The following is a 13,798-nucleotide window of genomic DNA, read 5'->3' as shown; positions in this document are numbered from 1 at the left end:
GCGAGCGTCCGGGGCGGGACGCGTCCCGCCCCGGACGTCAGCGGACGATCCAGGCGATCGCGGTCATCGTGCCGGGCGGGACCTCGGTGAAGCCGCCGTCGCGGACCGCGACCGCCGCCTCCTTCACGCACGTCCGCCACGGCACGTCCCGCGTCAGGTGCACCCGCGCCCCCGCGTCGAGCCACGCCGCCACGTGCTTCCGCTTCCCCTGCCGGAGCAGCAGCTGCGCGGCGTGCCCGCACTGCGCCGCCGCCTTCCCCGTGGTCATCGCGACGTCCGGGTTGAGGGCGATCGCCGCGTACGGGGCGGCCGGCGGCGGGGGCGGCTCCTCCGCCTCCGCCAGGTCGAGGCCCGCGACCTGGAGTTTCGCGAGCCGCGGCGGGACGTCCGCCACCGGCCCGGGCGGGAACGCCCGCACCTGCGCGCCCGCGTGCTCGACGGTCACGCCCGGCAGCGCCTGCGCCTCCGGCCAGCGGACGCCCCGCGCCCGCCGCGTCACCTTGCGAATCCGGCGCGACTCCCACGCCTCGACGGCCGCGCGCCACTCGCCGTCCGGGGCCGTCGCCCGCGGGTCGGTGAGCAGCCGGACGACCGCCGCCGCGGCCGCCGCGCAGACGGCGCCGTGCGCGGGCGGATCGGTCTTCTCCGCGCGGACCACCAGCTGCATGGCCCACGGCGGATCGTCGAGGGGATCGAAGTCGGGTCGCACTCCTGGAGTATTCCAAACCCGATCCAATGCCCCGCACACGACTTTCCGCCGCTCGGAGTGGGTACGGCAACCTTTACCGTTCCGCGATCGTTCAGAACGAGTGGGAGGGCGGCCGACGCCTGAGCCCGGCGGGGCCGCCCAGGCGCAGGAGTCTGGTGGGAGGTCCCCGTGACCATTGGCCAGTGGAGCGATTCCATCCCGGGTAACGGCACGTTCTTCGTCGGCATCGACATCGCGCCGGGCCGCTACCTGTGCACCGACGCCAAAGGCGGCTGGTGGGTCCGCTACCCCGGGCCCGGCGGCGGCGAGCCCGTCGCGTCGTGGCCGCTGCCCGAGGGCGGCGTCGAGATCGAGATCGCCGCCACCGACGTCGCGTTCGAGACCCACACCGGCGCCGACTGGAAGCGCGTCGGCGGCACCGCGCCCGCCGGCGCGGGCGAGGCCCCCGAGCCGCGCCCCGTCGCCGACCCCGCGCTGCGCGCCGAGCTGGACGCCGTCGCCGCGCGCGGCGTGCTGCCGGGCTGGCTGGTCCCGGCGTCCATGCTCATGCTCGGGCTGATCGGATCCACCCTGCTCGGCCCGTTCTGGCTGCTCGGCCTCGGCATGCTCGCCGTGATGATCACGTTCGGGTCCCGCTCGCTGGCACCCGACATCCGGCGCGTCCGCGAGCTGGAGCGCAACCGCGACCGCTACCGCACCCTCGACGACTTCGACGCCGAGGGCCGCGCGATGCTGGCCCGCGCGCAGGCCGCGCTCGACGCCGTCCGCGACTCGCGGGTCAACCGGGAGGGCCTGCTGGACTCCGCCGACAACGCGGTCATGCTGCCGCGGCAGGAGTGGGAGATCGCGCAGGTCCTCGCGCGCCAGTCGAAGCTGCGCGCCGACCACGCGGCGATGGCGGGCGCGGCGGCGTTCCCCGAGGTGGAGGCGGCGCTGCGGCCGCTGCGCGAAAAGCTGGAGCTGTCGGTCGAGTCGGTCGACCGGCGGATCGAGGCGCTGGAGCGGTACGCCGAGCGGGTCCGCGCCGCCGACGAGGCGCTGGAGGCGCACCGCCGGCTGGAGGAGATCGCCGCGAAGGCGCACGAGTACGACGAGCTGGTCGCCGACACCGTCCGCGACGACCTGGCGATCCCCGCGATCGACCGGCTCACCGAGCAGTCCGAGGCGCTGATCGGCACGCTGCGGGAGCGCCTCACCGCGGCCGCCGAGGCCGCCGACCAGCTCCCGCCCGCGTCCTGATCCGGCCGCCCCGCGCCGTGGCCCGCCGCACTACGCTGCTCCCCACCGACTCCCCGGATTCGCGAGGGCTCCATGACGGACGGCGACCGGCGCCTCGCCGGGATCATCGACACCACGAGGCCGCACCAGGCCCGCCTGTGGAACCACTGGCTGGGCGGCAAGGACACCTACCCCGTCGACCGCGAGGTCGGCGACCGCATCGCGGCCGTGTACCCGGAGATCGCCGACGTCGCGCGGCACTCCCGCGCGTTCCTCGTCCGCGTCGTCCACTACATGGTCGAGCAGGGCGTGCGGCAGTTCCTGGACGTCGGCACCGGGCTGCCCGCCGTCGACAACACCCACGAGGTCGCCCAGCGCGCCGCGCCCGGCTCCCGCGTCGTGTACGTCGACAATGACCCGCTGGTCGTCGCGCACGCCCGCGCGCTGCTCACCGGCCTCCCCGGCGGCGGCTGCGCCTACGTCGAGGCCGACGTCCGCGACACCGCCGCGATCGTCGGGCTGGCCGCCGAGACCCTGGACCTCGCCCGCCCCGTCGGGCTCCTGCTGCTCGGCATCGTCGGCAACGTCCCCGACGAGGACGACCCGCGCGGCGTCGTCCGGCGGCTCGTGGACGCGCTCCCGCCGGGCAGCATCGTCGCGGTCAACGACGGGACGAACGTGCTCGGCGTGGACGCGTGGACGCCCGCGGAGGCCACCGCGCGCGGCGAGGCGCTGCGGCTGTGCGCCGAGGCCGGGACCGTCCCGTACCACGCCCGCACCCCCGCGTTCATCGAGTCGCTCCTCGACGGCCTGGAGACGGTCGAACCGGGCGTCGTCTCGACGCCGCTGTGGCGTCCCGACTTCCCCGACCTCGACGCCGGGAAGCCGATCGACTCGTTCGGCGGCGTCGCCCGCAAGCCCTAGAGGACGCGGGTCCGGGCATGGGCGACCGCGGCGGGGTCAGGAGACGAGGGCGCGGACCTGGTCGGGGCCGGTGAAGACCTCGGCGCGCATGCCGACCTCGCGGGCCGCGCGGACGTTGCGCTCGGTGTCGTCGAAGAAGAGGACGTCGGCGGGGTCGGCGCCGAGGCGCTCGGCGCAGATGCGGTAGGCGCGGGGGTCGGGCTTCGCGACGCCGATCCGGCAGGAGTAGGTCAGCGCGTCGAAGCGGGCCAGCCAGGACGCGTGCTTCCCCTCCATGCGCGGGACCAGATCGGTGATGATGTTGGAGAGCAGGCCGAGGGTGCGCCCCTCGTCGGCCAGCTCGCCGACGAGGGCGACCATGCGCTCGTCGACGTCGGTCCAGCTGTCGAGGTCGGCCTCGATGAGGGCGGGCACGTCGGGGAACTCGGTGCCGAGGGCCGCGGCGACGTCCGTCCAGTAGGCGGTGCTCTCCTGGCCGGCGTCGTAGGCGGGCCTGTTGGACCAGTACGCGTCCCAGAACGCCGGGCCGGAGCGGCCCGCCAGGGACTCGATGCGCCGCACCGCCTCCGCGGACTGCGTCCGGGCGATCACTCCGTACAGGTCGAACACGATCACGTCGGGCATACCCCGAGCCTACGCAAGGCGAGCAAGCGGTTGTCCGAGGCGGCATAATGAGGGGGTGACCACGACGAACGCTGATTCCGGACGACCCAGAACCCGCAGTTCCGGCGGGGGCGGAACCCGCCGCCGCGGCAAGGGGTCCCCGGCCCTGGCGTCGGAGCGGCGGGAGCACCTGGTCAAGCTCGCGGCCGAACTGTTCGCCGAGAAGGGTTTCCAGGCGACGACGGTACGCAACATCGCCGAAGAGGCGGGCATCCTGTCCGGCAGCCTCTACCACCACTTCGACTCCAAGGAGTCGATCGTCGACGAGATCCTCACCGGCTTCTTCGAGGACATCATGGCGGCGTACCGCCGCGTCATCGACGAGAACGACGACCCGCGCGCGACGATCGCCGGGCTCGTCCGCACCGCGTTCGGCACGCTGGAGCCGCACCGCGCGGCCATCACGGTGATGCAGAACGACTGGAACTACCTCAAGGGGATGGAGCGGTTCGCCTACCTGACCAAGTCCGAGGACGAGGTCGAGAAGATGTGGGTGGACACCCTCCGGGCGGGCCAGGAGCAGGGCGTGTTCCGGCTCGACCTCGACCCGAAGCTCACCTACCGGATGATCCGCGACACGGTGTGGGTCGCCATCCGCTGGTTCAAGCCGGGCGGGCAGCTCAACGCCGAGGGGTTGGCCGAGCATTACCTCAAGGTGATGTTCGACGGCATCAACCTCCACTGACCGGGCCGGACGCCCCGGCCGCCCCGGCGGCCGCGCCGATTCGCCGGTGCGCCCTCGAGAACCCCTTTAGTGTGCTTAGTCACACTTCCTGGGCAGGGGTGATGACTTGGCCCGTGGGGACGCTGTTACGGACGAGTTCTACGGGGGGAGGGCGACATGACGGCCGATCAGGATGCCGGAAACGGGGAGCCCACGCCCGCCATGCGCAGCGCCACGGCGCGCGGGCTGCAGGAACAGTTCCCGGGGGTGCGGGTCTGGTACGGCGAGGCGACCGGGTCGTGGTGGGCCATGGTGCCGCTGCGCGACGGGCCGCGGCTGCTGGAGGCGGAGACACCGCAAAGGCTGCGCGACGCGATCCTGAACGCGCGGGCGCGCGGGTGATCCACGGACGGTGCGCGCGGGGCGCGGCCGGAATCGAGGCCGCCCGCCGGAGACGGGGCGCGATCCGTCCCCGGCGGGCGGCGTCTCATCGACGTTAACCCGAAACAGCTTCAGACACAAGCGCTTGCTCGGTGCCCTTAGCGCTCGTACTGGACGACCGCCCGCTCGGCCGTGATCGGCGCGATGCGCCCGTCCGCGATCTCCCGGTGCGCCGGGTGGTCCCGGTACACGACGTAGGCGTCGCGGTCGGCGAAGTCCGCGACCACCACGAAGTCGTAGGCGCCCGGGCTCACGCCCGCGTCGGCGCCCATGGAGTACTCCCGGATCTCCGGGATGAGCGCCGGCAGCTCCGCGAGCCGCGCCGCCACGTCCTCCTGCTGGCCGGTGGTCGTCCCCTCGGCCCACCTGAACATCACCACATGCCGAAATCCGCTCATGTCGGCACGTTAGCGGGGTCGCGATCTCCGTCGCGGCCGTCGCCGCGCCCCGGCGCGTCGCGTGCCCGGCGCGCCCGTCCGGCGGGGCGCTCAGACGGTGCCGAGCTCGGCGGCGACCATCGCGCCGAGCTCCCAGCATTCCTCGAGCGCCGCGCGGCCGGGCTCGCCCGTGACGACGGCGGGCGGCCGGACGGCGCGCCACTTCAGCCCCGTGGTGATCGACTCCAGGGCCCGCAGCGCGCCCGTCGCGTCGCTTCCCGCGTGCAGGTACGCGCCGAAGGGGCGGCGGACCGTCTCCTCCAGGCACGGGTAGTACACCTGGTCGAAGAAGTGCTTGAGGGCGCCCGACAGGTAGCCGAGGTTGACCGGGGAGCCGAGCAGGTAGCCGTCCGCCTCCAGGACGTCCACGGGCGACGCGGTCAGCGCCGGGCGGGCCACGACCTCGACGCCCCCGACCTCGTCGGTGGACGCGCCGGACCGCGCGGCCTCGTACATCGCCTGGAGGTTCGGCGACGGGGTGTGGTGGACGATCAGCAGCCTCTTCATCGCCTCCGACTCTAGACGCGCGGCCGCGCCCCTGATCGCGAGCACGTTCCCGAACGTGATTCGATGAACGTCCCCGTGGAAAGGCAGGAGACTCCCATGACCGTGCCCCCCGACGTGCCCGGCGTGCAGGGCCACTGCGACCCCGCGTTCGCCGGCGTCCGCGAAGCGTTCGAGCGGAACTTCGCCGAGCGGCGCGAACTGGGCGCCGCCGTCGCGGTGTACGCGGGCGACCGCAAGGTCGTGGACCTGTGGGGCGGGACGGCCGACCGCCGCACCGGCCGCGAGTGGCGGGCCGACACGCCCTGCTTCGGGTTCTCCTGCACCAAGGCGGTGACGGCCGCCGCCGCGCTGCTGCTCGCCGAGCGCGGCGCCTACGAGGTGGACGGCCCGGTCACCGCCTGGTGGCCCGAGTTCGGCGCCGCCTGCAAGGACGCGACGACCGCCGCGCACCTGCTGTCGCACCAGGCCGGACTGCCCGCGTTCGCCCGTCCGGTGTCGGCGGAGGAGGCCGCGGACGCCCCGGCGCGCGCCGCCGAGTTGGCCGCGCAGGAACCCGAGTGGACGCCCGGCGAGGGGCACGGCTACCACGCGCTGACCTACGGGTGGCTGGCCGGGGAGATCGTGCGCCGGCTGTCCGGGCGGACGGTCGGCGCGTTCGTCCGGGACGAGTTCGCCCGCGACCGCGACCTGTGGATCGGCGCCCCGGACGACGTCATCGAGCGGGCCGCGAAGATGACGGCGGGCCGCGCACCGACGGCCGCCGGCGGCACCGATGCGCCGCGTCCCGCCCGCGGCACCGATGCGCCGCGTCCCGCTGGCGATGCCTCGCTCCTCGACCGCCTCGCGAGCGCGTACACCGACCCGGACAGCCGCATGAACCGCGCGATGAACAACCCCCATCCCGGCAAGGGCGGCTACAACAACCCGGTGGTCCTGCGCGCGGGCTGGCCGGGGGCGGGGATGATCGCGACGGCCCCCGCGTTCGCCGGCTTCTACCGCGACCTCGTCGCCGGCCGGATCCTGCGCCCGGACACGCTCCGCGAGGCGATCCGGCCCCGGGTGAGCGGCCCCGACCGCACGATGCTGATCGACAGCGCGTTCGGCCTCGGCTTCATGCGTCCGGCGCAGACGTTCTTCGTCCCGGCCGCCGGACGCGACACGGCGTTCGGGCACACGGGGGCGGGCGGCTCGATCGGGCTCGGCGACCCCGACGCCGGACTCGCCCTCGCCTACCTGCCGAACCGCATGGGCGACCTGGGCGGCGACCTGCGCGCCTACCGGCTCGTCGAGGCCGCGTACGCCGCGCTCGGCTGAGATACCGTCCCGCTCCATGGAGGTACGCGATCTTCACCCGTGGCCGTCCGCGCCGGAGGAGGCGGAGGCGATCCAGGACCGGCTCCGCCCCCTGCTCGACCTGGACTCCCCCGGCCCCGAGCGCCCCCGGACGGTCGCCGGACTGGACGTCTCGTACGCGGGCGACGGCGGCGGGACCGGCACGCGCCTGGCCGCGGCGGCGGTCGTCCTGGACGCCGCCACGCTGCGGGTGGTGGAGGAGTCGGTCGCCGTCGGGACGGCCGCGTTCCCGTACGTCCCGGGCCTGTTCGCGTTCCGCGAGCTGCCCACGCTGATCGAGGCGCTCCGCGACCTGCGGACGGTCCCCGACCTGCTCGTCTGCGACGGGTTCGGCGTCGCGCACCCGCGCCGGTTCGGGCTCGCCTGCCATCTCGGCGTGCTGACCGGCCTCCCCACGATCGGGGTCGGCAAGACCGCGTTCGTCGGCGCGTACGCGGCGCCCGGCGGGCGGCGGGGCGACACGAGCCCGCTCACGGTCGGCGGCGAGGTCGTGGGGCGGGTGCTGCGGACGCAGGACGGCGTCAAGCCGGTGTTCGTGTCCGTCGGGCACCGCGCGGGCCTCGACGCCGCGTGCCGGACCGTCCTGGGGCTGGCGCCGGAGCACCGGCTGCCGGAGACGACGCGGCGCGCGGACCGGCTGTCGCGGGACGCGCTGCGCGGCTGACGCCCCTTGTTCGCCAACCAAGCGTTCGCTAGTTTTGCTGCGACGGTACGGCGAGAGGGAGCGTTGATGGGACGGCTCGACGGCAAGGTGGCGCTGATCACCGGCGGCGCGCGCGGCATGGGGAAGGCGCACGTGCGCCGGTTCGTCGCCGAGGGCGCGAAGGTGGTGTTCGGCGACGTCCTCGAGGAGGAGGGCGCGAAGCTCGCGGCCGACGTCGGGGACGACGCCCGGTTCGTCCGGATGGACGTCGCGAGCCCGGACGACTGGGCGACCGCCGTCCGGACCGCCGTCGAGACCTACGGATCGCTGAACGTCCTGGTGAACAACGCGGGCATCATGCGGCACAAGCGCATCGAGGACATGTCCGTCGACGAGTTCAAGCAGGTCCTCGACGTGAACCTCGTCGGCCAGTGGCTCGGCGTGAAGTCGGTGACCGCCGCCATGCGGGACGCGGGCGGCGGCTCGATCATCAACGTCTCGTCGACCGAGGGGTTCATCGGCGCGTCCGGCCTCGCCGCCTACAGCGCCAGCAAGTTCGGGATCCGCGGCCTGACGAAGGCCGCGGCCCGCGAGCTGGGCGCCGACGGCATCCGGGTGAACTCGATCCATCCCGGCGGCGTCCTGACCCCGCTCTCCCTACAGGAGGACGTCGTCGCCGCCACCGCCGACAGCGCCGACGCCTTCCTGAAGGCGCTGCCGCTCGGCCGCATGGGCAAGACGAAGGAAGTCTCGGGCCTCGTCGTGTACCTGGCGTCCGACGACTCGTCCTACTGCACCGGCAGCGAGGTCCTGGTGGACGGCGGCATGCTCACGGGCGCCGGCTACTGACCCGCCCGTCAGGCGGCCCGCCGGTCCGCCCACCCCTCGACGGCCTCGAGCTGCGCCGCGAGGGAGATCAGCGTGGCCTCGTCCGAGTCGCGGCCGAGGAGCTGCGCGCCGAACGGCAGGCCGTCCCGGGTGAGCCCGGCGGGCACGTTCACGCCGGGCCACCCGAGGACGTTCCACGGCCACGCGTACGGGCACGCCGCCGCGGCCGCGGACTGCGTCCTCCGGTACCCGGCCCCCTCGAAGGCCCCGATCCGCAGCGGGCGTGACGCGGTGGTGGGCGTCAGCACCACGTCCGCGTACCGGAAGATCCGCCCGACCCTGCGCCACAGGTAGGGGTCCATCTTCCTGACCAGCGGCAGCAGGCGCCGGCCGACCACGCGCCCGATCCGGGCCTCCACCTCGGTGCGGGCCTCGGGCCGCGGGGCGTTCATCGCGTCGAGCCAGTCGGCCGCCCCGGCCGTCCCGCGCGGGACCAGCCCGAGCCCCACCGGCCCGTAGTCGGGGTCGGCGGGGAAGACCCGGTGCCCGAGCTCGGTCAGCCGCCGCGCCAGCCGCTCGACGCCCGCCCGGATCTCCGGGTCGAGCCGGCCGCTCGCCCCGAACGCCGTCCGGAACGACACCGCCACCCGCAACCGCCCCGGGTCCCGCCGCGCCGCCTCGGCGAACGGCCGGAGCGGCGGGTCCAGCCGGTAGGCGTCCTCCGGACGGCTCCCGGTGAGCACGTCGAGCAGCAGCGCGGCGTCCTCCACGCTCCGCGCGAGCGGCCCCCACACCGTGATGCCGTTGAACGGGTCGGTGTGCGGGAACCCCGACACGCGGCCCCGCTGCGGCTTGATCCCGACCAGTCCGGTCCAGGCCGCCGGGATGCGGATCGACCCGGCCCCGTCGGACCCCACCGCCGCCGCGACCATCCCCGCCGCCACGGCCGCCGCCGAGCCGCCCGACGAGCCGCCCGGCGTGTACGCGGGGTTCCACGGGTTCCGCGCGACCCCGTACTCGGGCGACTCGCTGAACGGCCAGAGCCCGACCTCGCACGTCGTCGTCTTGCCCACCACGATCGCCCCGGCCGCCCGCAGCTTCCGCACCACCTCGGCGTCCCGCGTCCGCACCGGGTGCTCGCCGCCGACCGCGAACGGCGTCGTCTCCCCCGCCACGTCGGTGTCGTCCTTGATCGCGACCGGGACGCCCAGCAGCGGCAGCCGTTCGCCGTCCCTGAGCTGCTCGTCCGCCGCCGCGGCCTCGCGCAGCGCCGCCTCCTCCCGCACGACCCGGAACGCGCCCAGATCGTCCCGCCGCCGGATCGCGTCCAGCGACGCCCGCACCAGCTCCCGGCTCGACACGTCGCCGTGCGCCAGCGCGTCCGCCTGCCCGGCCAGCCCGAGATCCACGCGACCACCCCTCTCGTTCGTTCGAACGAACGATATCCGCGGCGCGCGCGATGGGGAAGACTGAACCTCGATGAGCGCCCGCGACCAGATCCTCAGCGCCACCCTCCGCCTGATCGGCGAGCGGGGCATCGGCGCCGTGACCAACCGCGCCGTCGCCAAGGCGGCCGGCGTCTCCCTCGGCTCCCTGACCTACCACTTCCCGAGCCAGGACGGCCTGCTGCGCGAGGCGCTGCAGACCTTCGTCGACCTCGAACTCGCCCGCATCACCGCCCGCCTCGCCGAACTCGCCGACGCGGGCGTCGCGCCCTTCCAGGCCCCCGACCAGGTCGAGAAGGCCGTCATCGACTTCGCGGACGGCCCCGAGCAGCTCGCCAACCTCGAACTGCACCTGCACGCCGCCCGCGACCCCGGCGTCCGCGAGACGGCGACCCGCTCCGTCGAGGCGTACGACCGCCTCGCCGCCGCCGTCCTCACCGCGCTCGGCATCCCGGACGCCGAACGGCACGCCCCCACCGTCGTCGCGCTCCTGTACGGCCTCGCGATCCGCCGCCTCGCCACCGGCGACCCGACCGCCGGCGGCACCGCGGACGCCTTCCGGCTCCTGCTCTTCGGCGCGTTCCCCCGGGAAAACGGAACCGGCCCGGACGGTCCCAGAGCGGGGTAACGAGACCGTACGGGCCGGATCCTGTCTCAATCAGGAACCTGGCCGGACCCCAGGTCCGGCCGCCACTTCTCCGTCCGCCAGTGCACCTCCACCGGGTCTGGGACGCGACACAACGAAGCTAGCCCCCCGCAGACCCCCCGCCCCGCCCCTTAAGACTCCCTTAGGGATGCGCTGAGCCGGACTTATAAGACCAAGATCCACAGAGCCTCCGCGCCTGCCTTTCGCGCACCTGGCCAGCTAATTCGCCAGTTACCGCTGGCACGGTCACCGTCTCCACGGCAGGGGGCGGGGCGGTCAGCGGGGCGGGGTGGCGCGGGCGAGGGCCCGGGTCAGTTCGCGGGACGTCCAGGTGCCGTCGTCGACGGCGAGGCGCCGCAGGGACGGGGCCAGCGGCGCGGCGGTCCCGCCCCAGCGGGAGACCTGGCAGACGAGCTCGAACAGGAAGGGTTCGAGGGCTCCGGGGACGGCGGCGTCCAGGCGGGCGCGGACCGGCGGCAGCAGGACGGACGCGTGGTCCTTCATCGCGTGGACGGCCCACTCGATGTCCTTCGGCAGCCGGTCGCGGGCGAGGATCTCCGCGAGGGGGCGCGCGGCGCGGGCGTCGCCCCGCTCGGCGAGCGTGCGGACGGCCAGGTCGCGGGCCTCGCCGCCGGGGCGGGCCAGCGCGCCCGCGACGAGGTCGCGGGCGCGGCGGTGGGGCGCCCGCGCCAAAACGCGGACGGCGCGGAGCGCGACGCGGTCGTCCGGGGAGCCCGCCAGGCGCGCGAGCGGCCGCAGGAGGTCGGCGGTGTCGCGCGGGGACGGCGACGCGGGGGCGGCGGGCCCCGGCTCGCGGAACAGGTCGCCGCACAGGTCGAGCGCCTGGAAGACGTGGCGCGGGTCGTCGAGGAGGGGCAGCAGGCCCGCGACGGTCGGCGGGTCGAGGGTCACGGCGAGGAGCGCCCGTTCTCGGCCCGTCCGTTCGAGGGCCAGGTGGACGGCCCGGGCCGTCGCGAAGCGGAAGCTCGCGTCGTCGGAGTCGGTCGGGTGGTCGCGGGCGGCGCGGAGGGTGACGCGGACGGGCAGGGGTCCGGCGCCGAAGTGGTTCTCGAGCCGCTCGCGGGCGGTCCCGTCGACGACCGGGACGAACCGTGCCTGGGAGTCGGGGTACTCCATCGCGCCGGGGGCGAGCGCGTTCACGAACGCGTACGTCGCGGCCGGTTCGAAGTCGAGCACGACGAAGGCGAACCGGGCGGGGCAGGCCGTCTGCTTCCTGTGGACGGCCTCGACTCCGATGGCGTGCATGCGCCCGACGCTAGCGGGCGTGGCGGCGGCGGACGAGCCGGCGGGAGCGGCGGGGCGGCGGCAGGTACTTCGTGCGGAACCACATCTGGATCTGGGCGCCGCCCAGCACCGAGCGGTGGATGCGCAGGTGGCCGCCGGTCGACTCGGCGGCGCGGCGGGCGATGTCGAGGCCGAGGCCGGTGGAGCCGCCGCCGCTGCTGCCGCGCCGCAGGGCGGCGTCGGGGTCGGCGATGCCGGGGCCGCCGTCGGCGACGAGGATGCCGGTGACGCCCTGCCCCTGGTGCAGGGTGACGGCGAAGGCGGTGCCCTCGGCGGTGTGCCGGAACACGTTGCCGAGGAGGGCGTCGACGGCGGCGGCGAGTTCGGTGCCGGGGAGCGGGAGCGGCGCGGGCTCCTCGGCGCCGATCAGCTCGCAGGCGCGGCCCTCGTCCTCGGCGAGGACGGACCAGAACCGCACGCGGTCCCGCAGGACCTTCGCGGCGTCGCAGCTGCCGCGCCCGGTGGGGCGGCGGACGGTGCGGATGATCTGGTCGACCTCGCGCTCGATGCGGTCGACGGCCTCGCGGGTCTCGTCGGCGACGGGTCCCGGGCCGAGCGCCTCGGCGTTGAGCCGGAGCGCGGCGAGCGGGGTGCGCAGGCGGTGCGAGAGGTCGGCGGCCATCTCGCGCTCGGCGGCCAGGAGCTGGACGACGTGGTCGGCCATGGCGTTGAAGGCGCGGCCCGCCTCGACGAGCTCAGGCGGGCCGTCGGGCTCGATGCGCACGCTCAGCTCCCCGTCGCCGAACGCGGTCGCGGCCACCGCGAGCCGCCGGGTGGACCGGATCATCCGGTTGCCGAGCCGGTCGGCGACGGCGACCGACCCGGCGACGAGGGCCGCGGCGACGGCCGTCATGACGAGCCACGCCTCCAGCACCCCGCGGGACATGTCGGCGGACGGGACGAACACCTCGATGACGGCGATGCGGCCGGCGTCCAGCGCGACCGGCTGCAGGAGCGCGTACCCCTCGGGCACCCGGACGGTGTAGGCGCGGCCGCGGCGGCCGGCCCGGTCGAGCTGCCGGGGGTCGGCGTTGACGTCGCCGCGGGACCCCGCCGGGACGGTCGCGCCGCCCGGCATGTGCAGGGTCATGCGGCCGGCGGCGCCCGCGCGGGTGCTGGCGACGGCGCGTTCGAGCGCGGCGGGGTCCTCGGTGACGGCGAGGACCGGGCCGAGGGCGCTGGCCTGGCGTTCGGCGGCGGTGAGGGCGCGGTCCCGGGCGATCTCCCGGACCGTGAGGGCGAGCGGGATGAGGAACGCGAGCGCGACCATCGAGGTGACCGCGAGGGACACCAGGACGAGCGTCCGCCTCATGCTTCGGGCGCGGCGAGCCGGACGCCGACGCCGCGGACGGTGTGCAGGTAGCGGGGCGCGGCGGCGGTCTCGCCGAGCTTGCGGCGCAGCCACGACAGGTGCACGTCGATGGTCTGGTCGTCCCCGTACGCCTGCCGCCACACCTCGGCGAGGAGCTCGCGGCGGGCGACGACCCGGCCGGGGCGGGCCGCGAGGTAGGCGAGCAGGTCGAACTCGCGGCGGGTCAGCCCGAGGCCCGCGCCGTCCAGGCTGGCCTCCCGGCGGTCGAGGTCGATGTGCAGGCCGCCGACGGTCAGCTCGGCGGCGGGCCCGGACCGCGCGGACCGGCGCAGCACGGCGGCGAGGCGGGCGTTGAGGTGCTCGGCGGAGAACGGCTTGACGAGGTAGTCGTCGGCGCCCGCGTGCAGCAGCCGGACGATCTCGGGCTCGTCGTCGCGGGCGGTGGCGATGACGACGGGGACGTCGGAGACGCCGCGGAGCATCTTCAGCACCTCGGCGCCGTCGAGGTCGGGCAGCCCGAGGTCGAGGATGACGACGTCGGGCGGCTCCCGGGTGACCTCGCGGAGGGCGTCCATCGCGGTTCCGGCGCTGCGCACGACGTGGGAGCGGGCACCGAGCTCCCGCATCAGGGCGGAACGGACGTCGGCGTCGTCCTCGACCACCAGAACACTTGCCATGGCGGCACCGTATGCCACGATGTGCT

At 75.1% G+C, this 13,798-nt stretch carries 16 protein-coding genes; 8 read left to right on the top strand and 8 right to left on the bottom strand.

Going from position 1 to position 13,798, the window contains the following annotated elements; translation table 11 throughout:
- Positions 1-37: 37 nt before the first annotated feature.
- Complete coding sequence (locus H505_RS0133780) at positions 38-709, bottom strand: aminoacyl-tRNA hydrolase (protein ID WP_026405466.1); 672 nt, start codon at positions 707-709, stop codon at positions 38-40.
- 168 nt (positions 710-877) lie between these two features.
- Here H505_RS0133780 and H505_RS0133775 point away from each other — a divergent pair, with 168 nt between their 5' ends.
- Both H505_RS0133775 and H505_RS0133770 read left to right on the top strand, forming a co-directional pair.
- Complete coding sequence (locus tag H505_RS0133775; protein WP_026405465.1) at positions 878-1,948, top strand: Rv1352/Rv1906c domain-containing protein; 1,071 nt, start codon at positions 878-880, stop codon at positions 1,946-1,948.
- A gap of 72 nt (positions 1,949-2,020) precedes the next feature.
- Positions 2,021-2,851: an SAM-dependent methyltransferase gene (locus tag H505_RS0133770; protein ID WP_026405464.1), complete on the top strand. Its 831-nt coding sequence runs from the start codon at positions 2,021-2,023 to the stop codon at positions 2,849-2,851.
- A 36-nt stretch (positions 2,852-2,887) separates the two neighbouring features.
- Here H505_RS0133770 and H505_RS0133765 read toward each other — a convergent pair whose 3' ends face one another.
- Positions 2,888-3,475, bottom strand: a complete 588-nt coding sequence (locus H505_RS0133765) for an HAD family hydrolase (RefSeq protein WP_026405463.1) — start codon at positions 3,473-3,475, stop codon at positions 2,888-2,890.
- 55 nt (positions 3,476-3,530) lie between these two features.
- On the opposite strand from H505_RS0133765, the gene H505_RS0133760 reads away from it, so the two are divergent.
- Positions 3,531-4,199 (top strand): TetR/AcrR family transcriptional regulator, encoded by a 669-nt coding sequence (locus H505_RS0133760; protein WP_026405462.1) that lies wholly within the window; start codon positions 3,531-3,533, stop codon positions 4,197-4,199.
- A gap of 201 nt (positions 4,200-4,400) precedes the next feature.
- Entirely contained in the window at positions 4,401-4,580 is a 180-nt protein-coding gene (locus H505_RS0133755; RefSeq protein WP_245592703.1) for a hypothetical protein, read from the top strand.
- Between the two features lie 137 nt (positions 4,581-4,717).
- Here H505_RS0133755 and H505_RS0133750 read toward each other — a convergent pair whose 3' ends face one another.
- The gene (locus H505_RS0133750) at positions 4,718-5,017 is read right to left on the bottom strand and encodes a Dabb family protein (protein ID WP_026405460.1); all 300 of its coding nucleotides are present in this window, start codon (positions 5,015-5,017) and stop codon (positions 4,718-4,720) included.
- A 90-nt stretch (positions 5,018-5,107) separates the two neighbouring features.
- Positions 5,108-5,563: a flavodoxin family protein gene (locus H505_RS0133745; RefSeq protein ID WP_026405459.1), complete on the bottom strand. Its 456-nt coding sequence runs from the start codon at positions 5,561-5,563 to the stop codon at positions 5,108-5,110.
- A 96-nt stretch (positions 5,564-5,659) separates the two neighbouring features.
- On the opposite strand from H505_RS0133745, the gene H505_RS0133740 reads away from it, so the two are divergent.
- The 3 genes from H505_RS0133740 (at position 5,660) to H505_RS0133730 (ending at position 8,408) form a co-directional block, all read left to right on the top strand.
- Entirely contained in the window at positions 5,660-6,877 is a 1,218-nt protein-coding gene (locus H505_RS0133740; protein ID WP_026405458.1) for a serine hydrolase domain-containing protein, read from the top strand.
- Between the two features lie 16 nt (positions 6,878-6,893).
- The gene (locus H505_RS0133735) at positions 6,894-7,580 is read left to right on the top strand and encodes an endonuclease V (protein ID WP_026405457.1); all 687 of its coding nucleotides are present in this window, start codon (positions 6,894-6,896) and stop codon (positions 7,578-7,580) included.
- Between the two features lie 66 nt (positions 7,581-7,646).
- Complete coding sequence (locus tag H505_RS0133730; RefSeq protein WP_026405456.1) at positions 7,647-8,408, top strand: glucose 1-dehydrogenase; 762 nt, start codon at positions 7,647-7,649, stop codon at positions 8,406-8,408.
- An 8-nt stretch (positions 8,409-8,416) separates the two neighbouring features.
- Here H505_RS0133730 and H505_RS0133725 read toward each other — a convergent pair whose 3' ends face one another.
- Positions 8,417-9,796 (bottom strand): amidase, encoded by a 1,380-nt coding sequence (locus tag H505_RS0133725; protein WP_034521245.1) that lies wholly within the window; start codon positions 9,794-9,796, stop codon positions 8,417-8,419.
- A gap of 70 nt (positions 9,797-9,866) precedes the next feature.
- On the opposite strand from H505_RS0133725, the gene H505_RS46185 reads away from it, so the two are divergent.
- On the top strand, positions 9,867-10,460 hold the full coding sequence (locus tag H505_RS46185; RefSeq protein WP_051301479.1) for a TetR/AcrR family transcriptional regulator: 594 nt from the start codon (positions 9,867-9,869) through the stop codon (positions 10,458-10,460).
- 294 nt (positions 10,461-10,754) lie between these two features.
- Here the strand turns inward: H505_RS46185 and H505_RS0133715 are convergent, their stop codons facing one another.
- The 3 genes from H505_RS0133715 to H505_RS0133705 are packed head-to-tail and all read right to left on the bottom strand — an operon-like array spanning position 10,755 to position 13,772.
- Complete coding sequence (locus H505_RS0133715) at positions 10,755-11,744, bottom strand: HEAT repeat domain-containing protein (protein ID WP_026405454.1); 990 nt, start codon at positions 11,742-11,744, stop codon at positions 10,755-10,757.
- Positions 11,745-11,754: 10 nt separating this feature from the next.
- On the bottom strand, positions 11,755-13,095 hold the full coding sequence (locus H505_RS0133710) for a sensor histidine kinase (protein ID WP_026405453.1): 1,341 nt from the start codon (positions 13,093-13,095) through the stop codon (positions 11,755-11,757).
- Positions 13,092-13,772, bottom strand: coding sequence for a response regulator transcription factor (locus H505_RS0133705; RefSeq protein WP_026405452.1), 681 nt, complete (start codon positions 13,770-13,772; stop codon positions 13,092-13,094). Before H505_RS0133705 ends, H505_RS0133710 begins: the two co-directional genes overlap by 4 nt.
- Between the last annotated feature and the right edge of the window lie 26 nt (positions 13,773-13,798).

It is taken from the genome of Actinomadura rifamycini DSM 43936 (assembly GCF_000425065.1).
GTDB lineage: Bacteria > Actinomycetota > Actinomycetes > Streptosporangiales > Streptosporangiaceae > Spirillospora > Spirillospora rifamycini.
The sequence above is the reverse complement of the archived record's forward strand: the minus strand, read 5'-3'. Positions and strand labels throughout refer to the sequence as shown.

Excerpts from the sequence above, each read along its gene's own strand:
- H505_RS0133715 (WP_026405454.1), bottom strand. The coding sequence starts at position 11,744 with ATGCACGCCATCGGAGTCGAGGCCGTCCACAGGAAGCAGACGGCCTGC.
- H505_RS0133750 (WP_026405460.1), bottom strand. The coding sequence starts at position 5,017 with ATGAGCGGATTTCGGCATGTGGTGATGTTCAGGTGGGCCGAGGGGACG.
- H505_RS0133740 (WP_026405458.1), top strand. The coding sequence starts at position 5,660 with ATGACCGTGCCCCCCGACGTGCCCGGCGTGCAGGGCCACTGCGACCCC.
- H505_RS0133705 (WP_026405452.1), bottom strand. The coding sequence starts at position 13,772 with ATGGCAAGTGTTCTGGTGGTCGAGGACGACGCCGACGTCCGTTCCGCC.
- H505_RS0133735 (WP_026405457.1), top strand. The coding sequence starts at position 6,894 with ATGGAGGTACGCGATCTTCACCCGTGGCCGTCCGCGCCGGAGGAGGCG.
- H505_RS0133770 (WP_026405464.1), top strand. The coding sequence starts at position 2,021 with ATGACGGACGGCGACCGGCGCCTCGCCGGGATCATCGACACCACGAGG.
- H505_RS0133730 (WP_026405456.1), top strand. The coding sequence starts at position 7,647 with ATGGGACGGCTCGACGGCAAGGTGGCGCTGATCACCGGCGGCGCGCGC.
- H505_RS46185 (WP_051301479.1), top strand. The coding sequence starts at position 9,867 with ATGAGCGCCCGCGACCAGATCCTCAGCGCCACCCTCCGCCTGATCGGC.
- H505_RS0133745 (WP_026405459.1), bottom strand. The coding sequence starts at position 5,563 with ATGAAGAGGCTGCTGATCGTCCACCACACCCCGTCGCCGAACCTCCAG.
- H505_RS0133755 (WP_245592703.1), top strand. The coding sequence starts at position 4,401 with ATGCGCAGCGCCACGGCGCGCGGGCTGCAGGAACAGTTCCCGGGGGTG.
- H505_RS0133765 (WP_026405463.1), bottom strand. The coding sequence starts at position 3,475 with ATGCCCGACGTGATCGTGTTCGACCTGTACGGAGTGATCGCCCGGACG.
- H505_RS0133710 (WP_026405453.1), bottom strand. The coding sequence starts at position 13,095 with ATGAGGCGGACGCTCGTCCTGGTGTCCCTCGCGGTCACCTCGATGGTC.